Genomic DNA, 16,598 nt, shown 5'->3' on the forward strand with positions numbered 1-16,598 from the left:
CCTCCAATCGACTGACTGGCTAGTCAGTATAAGAAAATTATATTTTTTTATAACCCAAAAGTCAAACCTTTTTTTAAAAATAACTGCGCAATCCGACATAAGTATTGTTTTTGTTGCCATTACGCACATCAGTCTGCTCACCCAGCAATGAAAGATTATCTGTCAGCTTCAACTCCCCGCCGACTTTTACTTTCGTATCGTTAAAGTCATAGACCTGACTGTACAGTTTAAAAGAATTTCCCAGTCTATAATCAAAGCCAACGCCAAATTCTCCCTGCATCGCTCCCATACTTACAGCAGCAGACCCAAAATTCTTTCCTAAGGAAAGATCGAGTTTGTTGGCATCACCAATATCATAACCGCCGATATAAACGAATGTATCCTCTTTAGGAGTAAAGGTAACTCCCAAATTGCTGCGCCAGTCACTGCCCTTGACACTGCGTGTTACATCAGCCTGCACCTTTGCCGTATCCAAAACTCCCAGCATTCTGTTAGCCTTATCACTTGCTTCTCTGGCGTTATGCAGAGTAGCTTTGATATCAGCTTCAGTCTGCGGATCTGTTGCGACCTTTTCCAATAATTCCGTGGCTTTTTCGATTCTGCCGCTGGCATTAGCAAGATTTTCAATGATTCTTGCCATATTCTGTCCAGCGCCACCCTTATTTGTCTCAACCATGATGTTTTCCATCTGGCTGGCAGCGTTATTCATTCTTACGGCCATTTCACTCATCTGCTGTACCATCAAATTTATTTCCTGCTGATTAGCTACAGCAACATCTGCCATGACCTTAGTAAAAGTGTTCATATTATTACTGATATCACGGGCATTTACAAACCCGTCACGCATCGACCGCTGTACTTCAGGATCGCCAAAAACGTTATTCAGCGCTTCTGCAATCCCCTCAACTTTTGCCAGAACTTTAGATGAAGCATTCATAAACTCATCCAGCCCTGTTCCCTGCTCACCTTCCAGCTTATCGCCGGGATGAATATATTGTCCTGTCATTTTTACAGGAGGCAGCACATCTACAAAACGCTCCCCTAAAATACCATCAGACCCCAAAGAAAAAACCGCTCCCTTAGGAATCTTGATATCTTTATTGATATCAGCCACTACATCAACACTGTCACCATTTACATTAACTTCTTTAACAGTGCCAACCTGTACGCCGGCATACCTTACTACATGTCCCGGCATCAGCCCCCCAACCTGCGGATAAGAAATCTGCAGTTTATAACCGCTGCCAGAGAAACTGAAAGCGCCTAAAAAAGTAATGATTCCTGCTAAAAGTCCGATACCGCCTAAAGTTAAAGCGCCAACTTTTACTTCGTTTGAACTCATTACTGTACCGCCTCCTCTCTGATTTCTTTACCGCGAATAAACGCGTCTACAATTTGATTATGACCATTTCTTATTTCTTCGACAGTGCCCAAAGCGACAATTTTTCCCTTATAAAGCATAGCAATCCTGTCCGCCGCATAAAAAGCTGATTCCATATCGTGAGTTACTAAAACCGATGTCACCTGCAATTGCTGCTGCGTTTTCCTGATTAAACGGCTGATATTATTTGACATGATCGGGTCCAGCCCCGCCGTGGGTTCATCATATAAAACTATTTCCGGTCTATTAGCTATAGCTCTGGCTAAACCGACTCTTTTCTTCATGCCACCTGATAACTCAGCCGGATATTGTTCTTTTGATTGAGGCAAGCCAACAAGTTCTAACATCTCATCAACAATGCCTTGAATTTCTGATTCACTTTTATCAGTATGCTGGCGCAGTCCAAAAGCAACATTTTCACCAACTGTCAAAAAATCGAATAAAGCAGAATACTGAAATACCATTCCCATCTTTTGACGCAGTTTGTTCCAGCCATCTTCATCCAGAGAACTTACCTGCTCCCCCTGAACAAAAATTTCTCCGGCAGTAGGTTGCAGCAAACCTATCATTGCGCGTAAAATAGTACTTTTACCACTGCCCGACGGACCTAAAACGGCAAGAGTCTCCCCTTGTCTGATATCCAGATCAATATTATTTATAACCACATTTTCACCAAAAGTAATATTTAATTTTTTAAAACTGATAATCGGTTCTGCCACAGGCAGTACCTCCTTTAAACATACAATAAAATTGACAAAAAGTAGTTAGTTATAAATATAAGGACTATAGATAAAACAACTGAACCAGTCGTAGCAATACCAACACCTTCAGCACCCTGTTTGGCACCCAGCCCTTTATAACAGGCTACAATAGCAATAATACCGCCAAAAACAGCACTTTTAAGCATACCGCCGACCATATCAAATGGCTCAGCAAACATTTTTATAGAATTTATATAAGTAAAAGTACTAATTCCGGCATAATAATGAGAAACCAGCCAACCGCCAATATTACCAATTGTATTAGCAAAAACAATCAGCACCGGCATCATTAAAACAATTGCCAAAAATCTTGGCACAACCAGATAAGTTGTAGGATTTGTAGCCATTACTTTCAATGCATCGATTTGCTCTGTTACTTTCATCGTGCCGATTTCCGCAGCAATGGCTGCACCAATACGACCAGCAACGACAACACCTGTCAAGACCGGTACCAGTTCGCGCCCCATCGCAATGGCTACAATACCGCCAACTGAGGAAGAAGCACCAAAACGTACAAATTCCTTCGCTGTCTGTACAGAAAAAACCATACCTGTAAAAAGTATCGTCATCATAACTATCGGCAGTGAATCAGCTCCCAGCTTCGCCATTTGTCTGACGGTTTCCTTCCCGTCAGCCTTGCTGATACGCTTAAGAGTATCCGTAAAGAGCAGCATCATCCGACCGGCATTAGCACAGCCTTCAAGCATAATCTTGCCTATGTCGTTACATATAGTCTGCAGCATTACGAAAGCTCCTTTCTCTCACAAATAAAACAATAATTGTCTATAATTCAATTTTTTACTTCAAATTCCCTGCTTTTAAATATACTTTATTTTTATGGCTTTTTTATGGCTTCTGTCAACAAATTATTTTACTACATCAATAACAATATCTGTTGTACCGTCAACAATAAAATTCATTGTAGTTTTTTGTTTCATCGGACTGCCCTCAAGCATAGACGCAAATCCGCCACCCGACTGCATTGCTGCGTTAGGTGCGCCCTGGCCGGCGGCAATATCCACAATAAGATCATTATTCTGATCAGCTTCGTTGATGCTTTTTATAAAATCATTTAAAGTTTTACGATTATCCTTCTGCTGTGCCGGCACACCCTCTTCACGCTGTTTCCTCAGCAGATTCTGAATCCATGCCAGTGAGCTGCCGCCGCGGACAGTCAGAGGCAATTTACCTTCCCGCTGCTCTTTCGGTATCTTAAACAGTACGGTCTTCGTAACTTTTGGCGCCCTGTAAGGCTGCAGCTGCACATCAATATGGACAGTATCCCCAGGTGCAGCCTCTTTTTCCCTTACTGCAGCACTGATAATCTCGGCTACTTCTGCTTTATCATCAAGAACAATATTGATATTGACTCCGTAAATATCAACTTTTTCAAATTTATTTTGTGTTAAAATCGTTCCTGCTTCCACCAATTCCTGATTGATCAGTTTGCCGATTCCTGCCGCTGCATAATACATATTTTCCCGCTGAACATTGATCGGCCCGCTGATATCACCTCTGCCATCAATACGGAAAGAAAATCTTGCTGTGCCGCCGCCTTCACGATCTATAGTTTTAGCAACAGTATTATAAGCTACTGCATCCAGCATTGCCGGCAGCAAAACTTCATCATCTATAACTTCCACACGTGAGCTATTATTGATGCCTCTGGCTCCATCAGTAACAGAAACATACACTGGTACAACAGGCGGACCCTGACCGATCTTACCTGCAATTCCAGCACTGCGGTCCTGAGTGATAGTACCAATAGTTTCACCTATATTACCAACTTTATAAGCTGATTCCAAATTGGGCAGAGAAGCTAAAATCCAGGCCTTATTCATAAAATAACAGGAATCACCGCGCTGCATAAAAGGATGGCCAAATGCCAAAATTTCACCGTCATCGCCAACCCAGGTAACTGTTCCCAACGCCCCTAACTGGATATCACCACGCATTAAAGAAACACCTACGGCACTTCCTGGCTGTAAAGGCTGCGTGCTCGAAAAAGAGCCGCTGCCGCCGACACCTGTTGCTTTCAGTCCAAACGGTTCCAGCTTTTCACTCAAATAACGTACACCTGACTCTGTAAAACCGCCTGCCATCAAAGGTGTATTTTTCGGTAAAAATTCTGACGGACGCGGTGCCGGTTCATTTAAAAGATCCAGCATCCTGCCTATAGGCGTTAAAAAGCAATACTTGGGATCGGTAAAAGCTTTGCCGAATGCCACCGCGCCGGCAAGTCTGCCATTAATATAGACTGGACTCCCGCTCATGCCCTGAGCAATACCACCACTGCGATCAATAACATCACCACTAGCTTTAATCAAAATATTATGCCCCATAGCATCGTTACCAATGACACCTAAAACTTCTATATTAAATTCTTCGATAGTGTCTCCTTCTATGACGGTCTTCGCAATACCGCGCATACCCGGAACAATATCCTCTACCGGCATCAGCGGCACATTTGCACAAACCAGCGCACTGCTGAGACACCAGATTATTAAGCTTAAAATAAATATCTGTTTTTTCATAACTCTCCATAATAGTGCAAAACCGGCGTGAGCAGAGCAGCACGCCGGTTTCAATTTTGTTCTTAATTAGCCGCTATACGCACCACAGTTTGTCCGTTGCTGATATTATCGCCCGGTTTAACCAAAACAGCAGTTACTTTTCCGGCAATATTAGCTCTGGCTGCAGGCGCAGGACCGGCAATAGTTTTGACTTTAACCAATACCTGACCTTCACTGACCTGCATTCCTACAGCAGCCAGCCCATCTGCCAAAACAACGCCATTCAAAGTAGTTTTCTGATCTACAGAAGTATCTGCGAATGCCAAAGTATAAGCTCCGCCTAAAATGCAAAGTACCGTCAACACTGCAATAACTTTCCAGTTAATTTTTTTCATTTTTCTCACTCCTTCCAAGAGGAAGCATCGGGATTTCTGCATATCTCCCTATATTGTATTATACTATTCTAATTTAGCTTTGACAAGTCAGTTCTTCTTAGAGAATAAGCCTAAGCCTACACTGACAGCCCGTTCGTTTCCGTCAGAAGGATTATTTAAAATCTTATTATTGAGTACCATTTCACTGGACCCGCCGCCATCAAAATTAAGTGCTGATACCGCCCCTAGTTTAATCATATAACGAGCAACTTCATCTAACGTCATCCCCACAGAATTAGTACGGCGTCCGTCTGCTACCAATATCACCACAGTACCGTCTTTTTTTACCCCAATAGCGGTTCTTGGAGCTCTGCCATAGGCAATATCTCCGGCAATCTGCTCACTGACAGAACGCACATTTCGTTTGCCGTCTTCTACCAGCATCGGACCTGCACCCAAAACCACTTCAGCTTTATCAGCAACAGTATCCCCTAATGTTTGCTGAACACTGGCTCTATCGCCAATCTGCAGCTGTTCCAGTATTTTGGCATTAGTTCCATGCGCGGAAACTATCACACTGTTTTTGTCTATGCGCAGGTTCCCTGCTTTACTGATTTCAGCGACCTTACCATCTTTAATACGTACCTCACAGCCAAAACTATTTGTTCGTGTCGACGGGCCAAAATAATGTGTATAAATGACGACATCCTCCGCAATACGTTCCCTGTTGATCCCTTTAACATGCAGTTTTACGCCCAATGCCGGCAGCATAACACTACCGTTATAAGCCAGATCTTTCATAATTTGCGGTTTGCCGTCAGCAATAACAAACGCACTGCGGGCCTTATCCTCCATACCAAGCCACTCGCCGTCGATTTTTAGATTACCAATAATCCAGCCGCTGGTATCGAAATATGAAGCATTGACAGCTGCTTTCGCCCCTAAAGTATTAACGGCTTTCAGCAGCCTTCCACGTCCGTTCCTGTCTATAGCTCCCGAAAACGGCAGTATTTTATAATCACTATTCGGTGCTACTTCCAAAATATGCATCTGAATCGGCAGACCTTCCATATCATCCTGCCAGAAGGTATATTGCAATCCTTTGCCCTGGTTCACTGTGTTTTTAGTCACCAGGATACGGTAAATATCTAAAACAATACGGTTTGGCTGCTGCAATGCAAATACTTTATACTGCTGCTCTTTATTAAGAGACACAACCAATTTAGACGCCTTACGTCCGTCTTTTTTCAAAACCACGCTTTTAATGATTGGGTCTTTGACCTTTTCACTCATTTCTTTAGCAACAGCTGCATCAATATTCACTACTATTGATGAACCCTGTTTCTCATCCTTGTACTTAACTTTTTCATCAGTATCAAGTACAATCCTTACCCGTGTAGGGCTGCTGCTGTAACGCATTTTATTTACTGTCGCCGCCCAGGCCTGAACAGGAAGCAAAATCAAAAGTGCCGTTAATATTATTTTTAAAAAATATTTTGTCTGCAACATTTTATCGAACCTCCTAAAAAATAATACACAGCCGCAAGGACTGTGTATTAGCACTTACAAACTACCGTTACCAACAATAGAACCGGGACGCAGTTTATTCAAATCGATTAAAGCCTTACCTGTCCCCAAAGCGACGCAGTCAAGCGGTTGTTCAGCGACATAAGTATCAATACCGGTTTCGTCCTTCAATACTTGGGAAATACCATCCAACAGCGCACCGCCGCCAGTCAGATAAATCCCCTTGTCAACTATATCCGCTGATAATTCAGGCGGACATTTTTCCAAAACTGATCTTACTGATGCAACCAGTGATGCAACAGACTCTCTCAAAGCCTTACGACCATCCTCAGACGTAACTTTGATAGTAGTCGGCAGTCCAGTCACCAGATCACGTCCGCGAACCTCCTGCTCTACCTGCCTTCCTTCAGGATGCACCGTCGCCACATTAATTTTTATCTCCTCTGCTGTACGCTCACCAATCAAAACATTATGAATGCGTTTGACATGCCTGATAATAGCTTCGTCAAAAGCATCGCCGCCAATCCGCAAGGAGGCGTCAACAACAACCCCACCCAAGCTTAATACGGCAATATCAGTAGTTCCGCCGCCGATATCGACAACCATACTGCCAGCTGCAGCTGCAATATCCAAACCTGCTCCAAGAGCTGCTGCTAGAGGCTCTTCTATCAAATATGTTTTCGAAGCCCCAGCCTGCATCGTAGCTTCTAAAACAGCACGTTTCTCAACTGAAGTTACCCCGGTAGGGATACATACCATAATACGCGGTTTACTGAAAAAACTTTTACCTGCAACTTTATTAACTACGTATTCCAGCATTTTTTGGGTAATTGTATAGTTGGCAATAACGCCTTCTTTCAAAGGACGAATGGCAACAATATTGCCGGGCGTACGTCCAATCATCTGGCGCGCCTCTTCACCTACGGCTAAAATCTTATTTTTGTCTTTATCAATTGCCACAACAGAAGGCTCATTCAAAACGATCCCCTTACCTTTGATAAAAACCAAAATATTGGCAGTCCCCAAATCAATACCTATATCAACACTATTAAAAAACATTTTTTCACCCGCTTTTAATCATTCCCGCCAACACGTTTAATATCAGCGCCTAATCCCTGAAGTTTAGCTACTATTTCTTCATAACCGCGATCGATATGATAAATATCACAAATCTCGGTTGTCCCTTCAGCAACCAACCCAGCTAAAATCATTGCTGCCCCTGCACGTAGATCCGTTGCCCGCACCTGACAGCCTGTAAGCTTTGCCGGACCATCAACAACTGCACTGCGACCTTCGGCAGTAATACTTGCTCCCATACGGTTTAATTCCACCACGTGCATAAATCTATTTTCAAATACTGTTTCAGTGACTTTGCTGCGACCTTCGGCGATCGCCATCATTGCCATCATCTGTGCCTGCATATCTGTAGGGAAACCAGGATAAGGCAAGGTTTTTATGTCAATAGCCTTAAGCTTTTCTCCACCTACCACACGTACTCTGTCGACATCTTCTTCAACTGTTACGCCGGCTTCACGCAATTTGGCAATCAAAGGTTTCTGATGTTCTGTAAGAACATTCTCTACAACGATATCTCCGCCAGTCATAGCAGCAGCAATCATATATGTTCCAGCTTCAATACGATCAGGAATTACTGTATGATCAGCACCGTGAAGCTCTTTTACTCCTTCAATGCGGATAACATTCGTGCCTGCGCCACGGATCTTTGCTCCCATTTGATTCAGGTAGTTAGCCAGATCTACTATTTCAGGCTCTTCCGCAGGATTTTCCAAGATAGTAGTTCCTTCTGCCAAAGCGGCCGCCATCATCACATTTTCCGTAGCACCAACACTGGGGAAATCAAAGTAAATAGTAGTTCCAACTAACCCATTCGGCGCCGTAGCTTCAATATAGCCATGTCCCTGTTCTATTTTTACGCCAAGAGCTTCAAAACCTTTTAAATGAAGATCAATCGGACGTGTACCAATCGCACAGCCACCAGGCTGCGAAATACGCGCCTTTCCTTTACGAGCCAACAATGGACCCATGACAAGAAATGATGCTCTCATACAGCGTACCAACTCATAAGGTGCTTCACAGGAAGTTATTTCCGTACTATCTATATTCAGTACATGTGGTTCACTGGCATCGACTTTGATACCAAGGCAATTTAAAACAGCACAAATCGTACGTACATCATCAAGAGCAGGAATCTCCTCTAAACGACTTGGGGTATTTCCCAAAATCGACGCAGCAATAATAGGCAATACAGCATTTTTTGCTCCACTAGTTTTCACAGAGCCTGTCAGACGATTACCGCCTTTGACAACTAAATTCTCCACCCAGATAGCCCCCTAAAAAATTCTATATTTATACAAAACAAGTTAATTCCATAAAATAAAACTTACTGTAATATTTTATCATTTTTGATGTACTTGTACAATGACTTTTAATGGTTTTGAAAAATTTCACATTTATCACAGTTTCTTCGCAAGTTTACAGCGTCAAAGTGTTATAATATTGATTAAAGGAGATGAAAAACTATGATAAATGCAGAAATAGAAGCTCGCGAGCTTCAGAACAAGCTTTCGCACATTTGCCCTGATGCAAAGATAGACTTCAAAATCCCTACTGCCAATGAAGCAGTGATCACAATCCATAATCCTAACGGCGGTTTGCCTATCAATATTTTCAGCAATGATTTTGATCACGAATTCAAAGTAATTTACTTCAAAACGCCACGTTTTTTCCCTTCTAATCAAGACGGGATCGATGCTTTGCTTAAAGCAATTTCTGATTATATTACAGGTAAAATTGTTTATATGGACATTATCAGTACCAGTAATAATTCATATCCTCGCGATCGTTTAGTTCCTGTAAGTGAACTTCCGGAAGCTGATCTTGATAAACTTGCCCGCCTTTGTATAAACAAGAATCTGCTTAGTGAAAGCGAACTCCGCTTTGAACTGCAAGCCGGCTCCTCTATTTGTATCAATTTTTGGGATCAAAACAAAAATTTCTGTTATAAGATGCAAAACGGAAAATTAATTAAAGAATAATTTTCAAATAAAAAACTACCAATCATTTGATTGGTAGTTTTTTATTTGCTTAATCTTTGGCGATCTGCCAGGATATTATAGTAAGTTTCTTTTTCCATAATCTCCCTGCGAATGCTTTGCTTAGCACTTTCCTCAGAACACTCAGCCAAACGTTGGCGCAGAAACGCGAGATCTTGTTTCAGATGCAGCATTTTATTTCCCGAAATATCCATAATTGGATCCGACACTTCTGATCACCTTCCTTTATCAACAGAATACTATAGAAAAGTTCTTTTAGCAAGTAAAAAACCCACTGTTTTACACAGTGGGTTTTAATTTAATTGTCGTATGCGATCAACGTCCTAATTTATTGTATGCACCCAAGCGGGCAATAGCCCTTCTCAGAGAGTACTGAGCTCGGTTAACATCCAGGTTTTCGGTCTTATTTTTCAAACGCTCTTCAGCACGTTCTTTAGCCGCTTCTGCTCTGGCTTTGTCAATATCGTCAGCCATTTCAGCAATAGTCGCCAGAATAGTGCATTTATTAGCGTTCATTTCCATAAAACCACCACAAATCGCAACATAACCTTCTGTGCCATCGGCCAGACGATATTTCATCGGCGCGATGTCCAAGCTGGCAATAACAGGAATGTGGTTAGCCTCGATGCCAATACCGCCATCATTAGTGCGGAGGCCCAGGTATACAATTTCATCGGAGCTGAAAAGCAATTTATCCGGAGTGACAATTTCTAATTGCATACAATTAGCCATTATTCAGCCTTCATAGTCTCAGCTTTAGCAACGGCATCATCAATGGTACCAACCATATAGAAAGCACCTTCCGGCAAATCATCATGTTTGCCTTCCAGGATTTCTTTGAAGCCGCGGATTGTTTCTTTCAGCGGAACATATTGACCGGGAGTACCGGTAAATTGTTCAGCAACAAAGAATGCTTGGCTGAGGAATTTTTGGATTTTACGAGCACGGGCAACAGTCAGCTTGTCGTCCTCGCTCAATTCTTCCATACCAAGAATTGCGATAATATCCTGCAATTCTTTGTAACGTTGCAAAATAGCTTGTACGCCACGAGCTACATTATAGTGCTCTTCACCGATAACCAGCGGATCAAGGATACGGCTGGTGGAGTCAAGCGGGTCAACTGCCGGATAAATACCAAGCTCTGCAATTTGACGGGAAAGTACAGTGGTAGCGTCCAAATGAGCGAATGTTCCTGCAGGAGCAGGGTCAGTCAAGTCATCCGCAGGCACATATACAGCCTGTACAGAGGTAATAGATCCAGTCTTAGTGGAAGTAATACGTTCTTGCAAAGCACCGATGTCATTAGCTAAAGTAGGCTGATAACCTACTGCAGACGGCATACGGCCAAGCAATGCGGATACTTCGGAACCAGCCTGGATAAAGCGGAAAATGTTATCAACAAAGAGCAGTACGTCCTGGCCGCCAACATCACGGAAATATTCCGCCATAGTCAAACCGGTCAAGCCTACACGCATACGAGCTCCAGGAGGCTCGTTCATCTGACCGTAAACAAGAGCGGTCTTATCGATAACTCCTGATTCTTTCATTTCGCACCACAAGTCGTTGCCTTCACGTGTACGTTCACCAACGCCTGCAAATACGGAATAACCACCATGAGCGGTAGCGATATTATGAATGAGCTCCATGATAATAACTGTTTTACCAACACCTGCGCCGCCAAACAGACCGATCTTACCGCCAAGTGCATACGGAGCGATCAAGTCAACGACTTTAATGCCGGTTTCTAAAATTTTAGTTGTTGTAGCTTGTTGGTCGAAAGTCGGAGCCGGTCTATGGATAGGCCAGTAGTCGGCAGCATCAACTTTTCTCTCGTCGTGGTCAACAGTTTCACCCAATACGTTAAATATGCGGCCCAAAGTACCAGGACCAACCGGAACACTGATTGGTGCACCGGTATCAACAGCTTCCATTCCACGAACAAGACCATCGGTAGAACTCATTGCAACCGCACGGACTACATTGTAGCCGATATGCTGCATAACTTCACAGGTAAGGTGAATTTTCACTTTACCATCGTCAGTTGTACCATCGATTTTGATAGCGTTCAGGATTGCAGGCATACTTTTCGGAGGGAATTCAATGTCAACAACAGGGCCAACAACTTGTACTATTCTACCAGTATTCAAGGTTTTAGCCTCCCTACGAATTATTCTTATTGTTGTTTCAATGCTTCGGCGCCGCCGCAGATTTCGCTGAGCTCACGGGTAATAAGTGCCTGACGTGCCTTATTATAAGACAGTTCCAGATTCTTAACCAGCTTGCCGGCATTATCCGTAGCAGAAGACATCGCGGTCATTCTAGCGCCCAATTCACTGGCAGCAGATTGTACCAGTGCGGCATAAACAATAGTTTCAAGATAACGCGGTGCCAAAACCTTCAAAATTTCTTCAGCTTCGGGTAAAAAAAGGTATTCGACACTTTTCTTAGTTGCACCGGTTTCTTTTTCCGGTGGTTCTACCGGAAGGATGATATCGCTTGTCGGAATTTGCGACAGAGCGGTTTTAAATAAAGTGAAAACAATATGCAATTCATCAAACTGCATATCACCGAAACGTTCAGCCGCATCGGTAGCGATAGCCACAGCATCATTGTAACTGGGTTTATCAGAGAAGCCAAGATGCGAAGAAATAACATTATAACCACGACGCGTAAAGAAATCTCTTGCTCTGCGTCCACTGGTGATAATAACTACGTCTCCTTCAATTTCAGAAATCTCGGCAACTGCCTTTTTTAAAGCATTACTGCTATAAGCACCGGCAAGACCTTTATCAGAACATACAACCAAATAGCCGATTTTTTTGACTTCGCGTTTTTGCAGCAAAGGATGCTTTTTGGCGTCTAATCCGGCCACCATGCCCTTATCACAAACAATATTAGCCAATACTTCTTTGATCTTCAAAGCATATGGGCGGCTGGAACCTGCTTTTTCCTGCGCTTTACGCAATCGGGCGGCAGCAACCATTTTCATAGCTTTAGTGATCTGACCAATATTTTTGATGCCTTTCATGTGGCGATGAATCTCGCGTGCAGTAGCCATCAGTCAATCACCTACCTTCACTGACAATAAAGGTATCCTTGAACTCAACGATCGCTTTTTTCAAAGCTGCTTCATTTTCGTCGGTGATTTTCTTTTCGTCACGGATGGAAGCACCAATTTCAGGATGGTTTGCATCCATGAAATCAAGGAATTCACTTTCCATGCGAGTGATGTCTTTTACTGCAACATCATCTAAATAACCTTTAGTACCGAGGTAGATAGCCATAACTTGTTTTTCTACCGGCAACGGCACATACTGGCCTTGCTTCAGTATTTCAGTCAAACGTTGGCCGCGATCCAGCTGAGCTTTGGTAGCTTTATCAAGATCGGAAGCAAACTGAGCGAACGCTGCAAGCTCACGATATTGTGCCAAGTCCAAACGCAGAGTACCTGCGACGGATTTCATTGCTTTGATTTGAGCCGCGCCGCCTACACGGGATACGGACAAACCTGAGTTAATTGCCGGACGGATACCGGAATAGAATAATTCAGATTCCAGGAAGATCTGACCGTCAGTAATAGAAATTACGTTAGTAGGAATAAAGCCGCCAACGTCACCAGCCAGTGTTTCGATGATAGGCAATGCGGTGATAGAACCATTTCCAAGTTCTTTATTCAATTTAGCAGCACGTTCCAACAAACGGGAATGCAAGTAGAATACATCACCGGGATATGCTTCACGTCCTGGAGGACGGCGGAGCAGCAGGGACATAGCACGATAAGCAACAGCATGTTTAGACAAATCGTCATATACACAAAGTACATCTTTGCCCTGATCCATAAAGTATTCTGCCATTGTTACACCAGCATAAGGAGCCAGATACTGCAAAGGAGCAGAATCAGCAGCAGTAGCTGCAACGATGATAGTATAATCCATAGCCCCATGTTGTTCCAAAGTACGAACGATACGTGCTACGTTGGAAGCCTTTTGTCCGATAGCTACATAAATGCAGATAACACCGAGGCCTTTTTGGTTAATAATAGTATCAATAGCAACAGCAGTTTTGCCTGTGCCACGGTCACCGATAATAAGTTCGCGCTGACCACGTCCGATAGGGACGAGAGCATCGATACATTTGATACCAGTTTGCAGCGGAGTATCAACAGATTCACGATCCGCAATACCATGAGCAGGAGATTCAACAGGGCGTTTTTCTGCATAAGCTATCTCGCCCTTGCCATCGATAGGAGCACCAATAGCACTGACAACACGACCCAGCAAAGCTTCGCCTACAGGAACATCCATGATATTGCCGGTACGGCGAACCAAATCGCCTTCTTTAATGAGGGTTTCGCCACCCATTAAAACGATACCAACAGAGTCAGGATTCAGATTCAGTACCATACCGGAAACATTGTTCGGCAATTCAACCAATTCGCCGGCCATAGCGTTTTTCATACCGATAACGGTAGCGATGCCGTCACCGATTTTTTCAACTATACCGACCTCTTCTAAGTTAACATCCACATTGTAATTCTCCAGCTTTTCGCTGAGAGCATCAGTCATTGCTTCTGGTTTTTCCAAAGCATAGTCATGAACGTCAATACCATTCATAACAACTTCCATTTTCTTCAGTTTACGAAGTGCGGAAGCATCATATACTTTGTCGCCAATTTGAACGATGATACCACCGAGAATAGAAGGATCAACATTTTTATTAAGGAAAATGTCGCGGCCTAACTTTTCGGTAAGAATTGCAGAAATGGATTGATACTCATCTACAGTTAATTTTTTAGCTGTAGTAACTTTTACATCTAAGAGTTCTTTAATAGAACCAAGATCAATTTTGAAGTCGGACAATTCTTGCTTAATTAAAGCAATATTTTCTTCACTCTTCATAATTGTACCAATCACCTCCGTATACCGGCTCTCATTATTACCGCCTTTCGCTAAAGGGCGGTGTTAATTTCGTCCGGCCTATTGAGCAACAAGCAAATTATTGTTTCAATACAGCATCAACAATATCGCCTGCTAATTTTTTGTCTTCTTCAGAGCCTAATTTTTGTTCAACAATCTTGCTGGCAGCAACCAGGCTAAGATTGATAACATGGGCGCGAATTTCGCTGAGAGCCTGCTTTTTCTCAAGAGCAATAGCTTCTTTAGCAGTTTTCACAATTTGATCTTGTTCTGCTTTAGTATCAGCAAGAATCTTATCGTGCGCAGTTTGCGCTGTTTTACGCGCATTGTCGATAATGGCTTGAGCTTCTTGACGTGCAGCAGCTAATTTAGCAGCATATTCTGCTTTAATGCTTTCAGCATCAGTTTTAGCAGTTTCAGCAGCAGCTAAATCGCCGGCAATTTTATTCTTGCGGTCATCCATGATCTTCATCAGGGGTTTATAAGCAAATTTCGCAAGAATGAAAACGAGAATCAAAAAGTTCAGGACCTGCGCAATAAGTGTAGCGTTAAAATTAACCAATTATAGCACGCTCCTTTTCTGGTTTTCCATTACGAAATTATTTAATGAAGGGGTTAGCAAATACGAGAACGATAGCGATAACGTAGCACAAGATAGGCATGGATTCAACCAAACCTACACAAATCAGCATAGTAGTCATCAATTTACCGGATTCTTCCGGTTGACGAGCCATAGATTCGATAGTTCTGCCGCAGAGGTGACCGTTACCAGTACCAGCGCCGTTTGCAGCGCCTAAACAAACAAGACCCGCGCCGATTAAAGATGCAGCGGTAATGATTGCGTTTTCAGTCATTTCATTCATCCTTTCAAAATAAGAAAAATTTTAGAGTTGATTAATGCTTAATGCTCATCATGAAATGCGATGGCAAAGCTGCTTAAAGCAAGCATCGTAAAAATAAAGGCCTGCAAGAAGCCGATAAACAAACTGAACATTACCCAAAGCTCCGGGATGACCCACGGAGTCAGTTGATACAAAACGATCAACAGAATTTCGCCTGCCAGGATATTACCAAATAGACGAAGGGCCATGGTCAGCGGCTTTGTGATAGCATCAAGAAGGTGGATCGGTAAAAAGCCTGGTTTAGGACTGATAAAATGTTTAAAATGTCCTATTCCCTGCTGATGCACACCAACTGCATATCCGCCAAAGGCTACCATTAAAGAAAGCGCAAAAACAGTGTTGATATCATTGGTCGGGGAAGTCCAATGTACACCGATTTGCGGCAGCATACCAAGTTCATTGCCAATGAAAATGAACATGAACAAGGTGATCATAAACGGCGCCATATACTTGCGTCCCTTCATCCCCAAAGTCTCTTCCATCAATCCGTTTAGGAAATCAATAAAAAACTCCATTCCGTTTTGCAAGCCACTTGGAACCAGCTTCGGATTTCTAGAAGCAATAAAGAACAGTAGAAACACGATCGCCATTGTAATCCATGTCATATACATGGTTTGCATATGTATTACAACTCCTGGCGCCCATTCCTGCGCAAAATAATGAATTATCTCATTTGCGTTCTCAGCTTCTTTAGCCATAGCAGCTGCTTCTGTTCCCATTCTCTCACACTCCTTTCTTCACGCCCTGCTTTTTATTGAGCTGGTACGCGATAAATATTAGATTAAATATTAAAAATATATGTATCAGCAGAAACCCCATGCATACACCAAAAACATGGTATTTCAACTTTAACATCACAATAACTAAAGCACCGGCTGTTATTCTTCTGACCCAACGAAAGCGCTTCATGGTTTTAAGCGCCGCTTCTGGCTCTCCCTGCGGCAGTGAACGCTGAATCCCCACAAACATAATCAACGTATCCAATAGCCCAACTGCACCGCCTAAAGCAAGCCCGGAAGCCAGCTCCTGATAACCCGCCATTTTCACGGCAAGAGCTACTGCAAAAGATGCAATAGCCAATCTTGTCAGAACTTTTTTATACCCCATTGTTACTAAAGGGGTGAAGTCAATCATTTTCATCAGTTTTTAC

18 protein-coding genes are annotated in these 16,598 nt (G+C 42.9%); 1 reads left to right on the plus strand and 17 read right to left on the minus strand.

From position 1 onward, the window contains the following. Positions 1–73 precede the first annotated feature (73 nt). From C8D73_RS07130 to murA, 8 genes are all read right to left on the minus strand, one after another. The gene (locus C8D73_RS07130; RefSeq protein ID WP_021718189.1) at positions 74–1,342 is read right to left on the minus strand and encodes an MlaD family protein; all 1,269 of its coding nucleotides are present in this window, start codon (positions 1,340–1,342) and stop codon (positions 74–76) included. Then, complete coding sequence (locus C8D73_RS07135; RefSeq protein ID WP_044491867.1) at positions 1,342–2,088, minus strand: ABC transporter ATP-binding protein; 747 nt, start codon at positions 2,086–2,088, stop codon at positions 1,342–1,344. The genes C8D73_RS07130 and C8D73_RS07135 overlap by 1 nt, the downstream gene beginning before the upstream one ends. Before the next feature lie 26 nt (positions 2,089–2,114). Then, a complete protein-coding gene (locus C8D73_RS07140; protein WP_021718187.1) occupies positions 2,115–2,885 on the minus strand; it encodes an MlaE family ABC transporter permease in 771 nt (256 codons plus the stop codon). A gap of 123 nt (positions 2,886–3,008) precedes the next feature. After that, positions 3,009–4,676, minus strand: a complete 1,668-nt coding sequence (locus C8D73_RS07145; protein WP_113077757.1) for a SpoIVB peptidase S55 domain-containing protein — start codon at positions 4,674–4,676, stop codon at positions 3,009–3,011. 62 nt (positions 4,677–4,738) lie between these two features. After that, the gene (locus C8D73_RS07150) at positions 4,739–5,050 is read right to left on the minus strand and encodes a biotin/lipoyl attachment domain-containing protein (protein WP_021718185.1); all 312 of its coding nucleotides are present in this window, start codon (positions 5,048–5,050) and stop codon (positions 4,739–4,741) included. A gap of 87 nt (positions 5,051–5,137) precedes the next feature. Further along, the gene (locus tag C8D73_RS07155) at positions 5,138–6,538 is read right to left on the minus strand and encodes a phosphodiester glycosidase family protein (protein ID WP_113077758.1); all 1,401 of its coding nucleotides are present in this window, start codon (positions 6,536–6,538) and stop codon (positions 5,138–5,140) included. Positions 6,539–6,592: 54 nt separating this feature from the next. Beyond that, positions 6,593–7,615 carry a rod shape-determining protein gene (mreB, locus tag C8D73_RS07160; protein ID WP_021718183.1) on the minus strand — a complete coding sequence of 341 codons (1,023 nt, stop codon included), beginning with the start codon at positions 7,613–7,615 and terminating at the stop codon, positions 6,593–6,595. 14 nt (positions 7,616–7,629) lie between these two features. Beyond that, entirely contained in the window at positions 7,630–8,895 is a 1,266-nt protein-coding gene (murA, locus tag C8D73_RS07165; protein WP_113077759.1) for a UDP-N-acetylglucosamine 1-carboxyvinyltransferase, read from the minus strand. A gap of 201 nt (positions 8,896–9,096) precedes the next feature. Between murA and C8D73_RS07170 the strand changes: the two genes are divergently transcribed. After that, on the plus strand, positions 9,097–9,612 hold the full coding sequence (locus C8D73_RS07170) for a hypothetical protein (RefSeq protein ID WP_021718181.1): 516 nt from the start codon (positions 9,097–9,099) through the stop codon (positions 9,610–9,612). Positions 9,613–9,653: 41 nt separating this feature from the next. Here the strand turns inward: C8D73_RS07170 and C8D73_RS11170 are convergent, their stop codons facing one another. The 9 genes from C8D73_RS11170 to C8D73_RS07210 all read right to left on the minus strand — a co-directional run bounded on the left by C8D73_RS11170 (position 9,654) and on the right by C8D73_RS07210 (position 16,588). Further along, the gene (locus C8D73_RS11170; RefSeq protein WP_044491851.1) at positions 9,654–9,839 is read right to left on the minus strand and encodes a hypothetical protein; all 186 of its coding nucleotides are present in this window, start codon (positions 9,837–9,839) and stop codon (positions 9,654–9,656) included. 106 nt (positions 9,840–9,945) lie between these two features. Then, complete coding sequence (atpC, locus tag C8D73_RS07175; protein ID WP_021718179.1) at positions 9,946–10,362, minus strand: ATP synthase F1 subunit epsilon; 417 nt, start codon at positions 10,360–10,362, stop codon at positions 9,946–9,948. Next, a complete protein-coding gene (atpD, locus tag C8D73_RS07180; protein ID WP_021718178.1) occupies positions 10,362–11,777 on the minus strand; it encodes a F0F1 ATP synthase subunit beta in 1,416 nt (471 codons plus the stop codon). The genes atpC and atpD overlap by 1 nt, the downstream gene beginning before the upstream one ends. 26 nt (positions 11,778–11,803) lie before the next feature. Then, on the minus strand, positions 11,804–12,688 hold the full coding sequence (gene atpG, locus C8D73_RS07185; protein ID WP_113077760.1) for an ATP synthase F1 subunit gamma: 885 nt from the start codon (positions 12,686–12,688) through the stop codon (positions 11,804–11,806). Between the two features lie 7 nt (positions 12,689–12,695). Then, positions 12,696–14,528 (minus strand): F0F1 ATP synthase subunit alpha, encoded by a 1,833-nt coding sequence (gene atpA / locus C8D73_RS07190; protein WP_021718176.1) that lies wholly within the window; start codon positions 14,526–14,528, stop codon positions 12,696–12,698. A gap of 97 nt (positions 14,529–14,625) precedes the next feature. Beyond that, positions 14,626–15,108 (minus strand): F0F1 ATP synthase subunit B, encoded by a 483-nt coding sequence (gene atpF / locus C8D73_RS07195; protein ID WP_021718175.1) that lies wholly within the window; start codon positions 15,106–15,108, stop codon positions 14,626–14,628. 37 nt (positions 15,109–15,145) lie between these two features. Further along, positions 15,146–15,409 (minus strand): F0F1 ATP synthase subunit C, encoded by a 264-nt coding sequence (gene atpE, locus C8D73_RS07200; RefSeq protein ID WP_113077761.1) that lies wholly within the window; start codon positions 15,407–15,409, stop codon positions 15,146–15,148. A gap of 38 nt (positions 15,410–15,447) precedes the next feature. After that, a complete protein-coding gene (atpB, locus tag C8D73_RS07205; RefSeq protein WP_021718173.1) occupies positions 15,448–16,167 on the minus strand; it encodes a F0F1 ATP synthase subunit A in 720 nt (239 codons plus the stop codon). A gap of 4 nt (positions 16,168–16,171) precedes the next feature. Further along, positions 16,172–16,588 carry an ATP synthase subunit I gene (locus C8D73_RS07210; RefSeq protein WP_021718172.1) on the minus strand — a complete coding sequence of 139 codons (417 nt, stop codon included), beginning with the start codon at positions 16,586–16,588 and terminating at the stop codon, positions 16,172–16,174. Positions 16,589–16,598 lie beyond the last annotated feature (10 nt).

Source organism: Phascolarctobacterium faecium DSM 14760 (assembly GCF_003269275.1).
GTDB classification, from domain to species: Bacteria; Bacillota; Negativicutes; order Acidaminococcales; family Acidaminococcaceae; genus Phascolarctobacterium; species Phascolarctobacterium faecium.